A 2,611-nucleotide genomic window follows, 5' to 3' on the forward strand; every position below is an offset into this window, starting at 1 on the left:
CCCTGTGCATTGTTAATAATCCTACTTTTTTCATCTCATCATTCTTTTTAATCTTCCTATTATTCTAAAAGGCAAGTTCTCTGAATATAACAGTATGTTCCACATTCTGCAACTTAAATTAATATTATGTCGTAACAAAAACATAACTAACTTATATTGTCGGTTTGCTATAACATTTGTTTTCATCTGACCTTCGGCAACTATTTCAAAGGGATGCTCAACAAGAGTTATATTTTGCATACCTTCTATAATTTCTTTACCCTTTTGAGTAAATGCTATTAATGCACTTACTCCTTTTTCATCTTTGGCATAAGTTTTACCCCATAGATCACCAATCCTAATATCAGCCGAAGATTTGTCATATTTGTATTTGCAACGCTCCTGGCAGTGTTTCCCTGAGCAATAATCACCAAGAAACATTCTATAGAACCAATCACCTTTAGACCATCGGGATTGTATGAAAGTTTTTTTTTCCCTTATTAACATGTTATAACTATCATGCCAGTTTATTGGACTTGATGTCTTTTCACCATCCATTCCCATTAGCCAACTGTCGTGCCAACCGTATTCAAATTTGTTTCTCCAAGATGCATACGTTACTTTGCCAATCTTTGGTTCCAACATTTTGATGTACGCTCGCCATGCCAACATCGACGGCACGCTATGACAGAAGAAATCGAGAAGAACAAAATTATCCTCGCATTTAAACTTTCGTATCATTCGCCTGAATGAATCTATTTGGCAAGGAGTGCCTGTGACAAGATATTTCTGCTTGCGGTCGATAGCCTTGAATCCGTCAACCGTATAGCTTTGGATATACTTCGAACCAATGGACTGTATCAGTTCCTCAACAGTAGTTGCAATATAATGCTCCGCCCTGTTGGCCTCCGCATTGTATCTCACTCCACAAACCTTATATCCCTCACCAATGAGTATGCGTCCAAGTTCAAAGCCCCCTCCACCGCTGCTGCACTTTCTGCGCACTGCCTCGTCCTTGCTCCATGCTCCATAACTCTTTATGCATCTGTCTTTCAAAGACAAGTCATCATGATAGTAGGCACAGACTTCGAGGCATAATCCGCAACTTGAGCATTTAGATTCATCTGAGATGCGTGGTTCATAGAACCCGTCTCCATTCAGCTCAATGCTGATTATCTGCTTTGCACAGACCGTAGCGCAAACGCCGCAGCCATAACAATCGTGTATGTTTGATATATTTTTATTCATTGATATTTATTATTTGATTTTTTTCACCCTTTGTTTGACAGTGTGGTAATTTACTTCCCTTTCTAAGATAGTGTGGTCGTTACGAAGTGAAGGGACACTTCCTTTATGCAAAGCCATCACGCCCCATGGGGCATTGTTGTGGGCTTTTGGAAAAGAGCAAATTACTGAACATATTTATTTATCCATCAAAACACACATTATTGTAATGTGATTATAAAGAGTGCTGAACTTCAATCTAATTATTTAACCGTTCATATATCATACGTAATACTATCTGTTTATTTGAGCAGCCTTCCTTAATAGACTGAGTATCTTATTATTAAAATAATAAAATTCCTCCTTTGTCAAACCAACGAAATACACAGAAATGATGGATGAAAGTACGCTGACAACACTTATTATGAAGAAGGTTGCCATTCCTTCAGGAAGACACCAATAAAGGATTAATGGGATTAAACTTCCAACAAAACAAGTATATAGTATTTTCATTAGAACAAGTTTTATGTAGTCATGTAAGAGGAATCCCACCAAACGGCTAGAGATTGTGATTCGAGCAGTTTGTGCTACGACTTCCATAATTAAATGCACAACAAAAACAATCCAAGCATCAAACCCTATATATAAAAACACATAAGAAATGGGAAGAACTAACAAGAGTATTATTGCAACGACACTTTCATATTGCCAAACCTTGCCTGAAGCCTTAACTGAAACAATTAATGGATTGGCAATTGAATTAATCCATGTAGTCAATAGAATCAGACGTACAAAAATAACAGTATAATCAGGAACTATACCTAACCACAACTTCAAAACAGTAGATGTCTCTAAAATCAACGGTAAGGTCACACACATCAAAAGATAAAAAGAAAACCGGGAACTCCTGAAAATCAGATCATGCATAACTTTTAAATCACCGACGGCATAAGTCTTTGTTATCTGTGGATTAATTGCAGTCTGAAAACTAGAAACAAATGAAAGTACAGCACCTTGTACCTGCATCGCTATGCCCCTAGCCGCGTTTACAACTGGCAAATAGAACATGCCCAACATAATATTCAATCCTTGGGTATATGAAATATAAGATATATTTCCCAAAACACTACTTCCTGCAAAACTACTGATTTTTTTTACTGTCTTTTTTTGTATTCTCCAGGTAAACTTAACTTCGGATAAATAATGGTTACAATACAATGTGTATAAAAACCGTATTGTAAGCTGCACAGTTAGCATTAAAGCTCCATAAGTTATCAGACGGTCAAAATCAAACAATGTCAAAATATAGACAATAAGCAACTTGAGTACTGCCTCCACAATAGAGATATAAGCAAAGGCGCTCATTCTTTCGTAAGCAACAATAAGCGCATTATATGGTATATAAATA

At 36.7% G+C, this 2,611-nt stretch carries 2 protein-coding genes; both read right to left on the reverse strand.

Going from position 1 to position 2,611, the window contains the following annotated elements:
• Positions 1-30: 30 nt before the first annotated feature.
• Positions 31-1,227 carry a Coenzyme F420 hydrogenase/dehydrogenase, beta subunit C-terminal domain gene (locus CIK90_RS11755; protein WP_094465570.1) on the reverse strand — a complete coding sequence of 399 codons (1,197 nt, stop codon included), beginning with the start codon at positions 1,225-1,227 and terminating at the stop codon, positions 31-33.
• 270 nt (positions 1,228-1,497) lie between these two features.
• On the reverse strand, positions 1,498-2,611 hold a 1,114-nt coding region (locus CIK90_RS14275; protein ID WP_158216066.1), incomplete at its 5' end, for a lipopolysaccharide biosynthesis protein.

The sequence above is a fragment of the Prevotella sp. P5-126 genome (genome assembly GCF_002251185.1).
GTDB lineage: Bacteria > Bacteroidota > Bacteroidia > Bacteroidales > Bacteroidaceae > Prevotella.

Coding starts and splice junctions, on each gene's coding strand:
- CIK90_RS11755 (WP_094465570.1), bottom strand. CDS start 1,227: ATGAATAAAAATATATCAAACATACACGATTGTTATGGCTGCGGCGTT.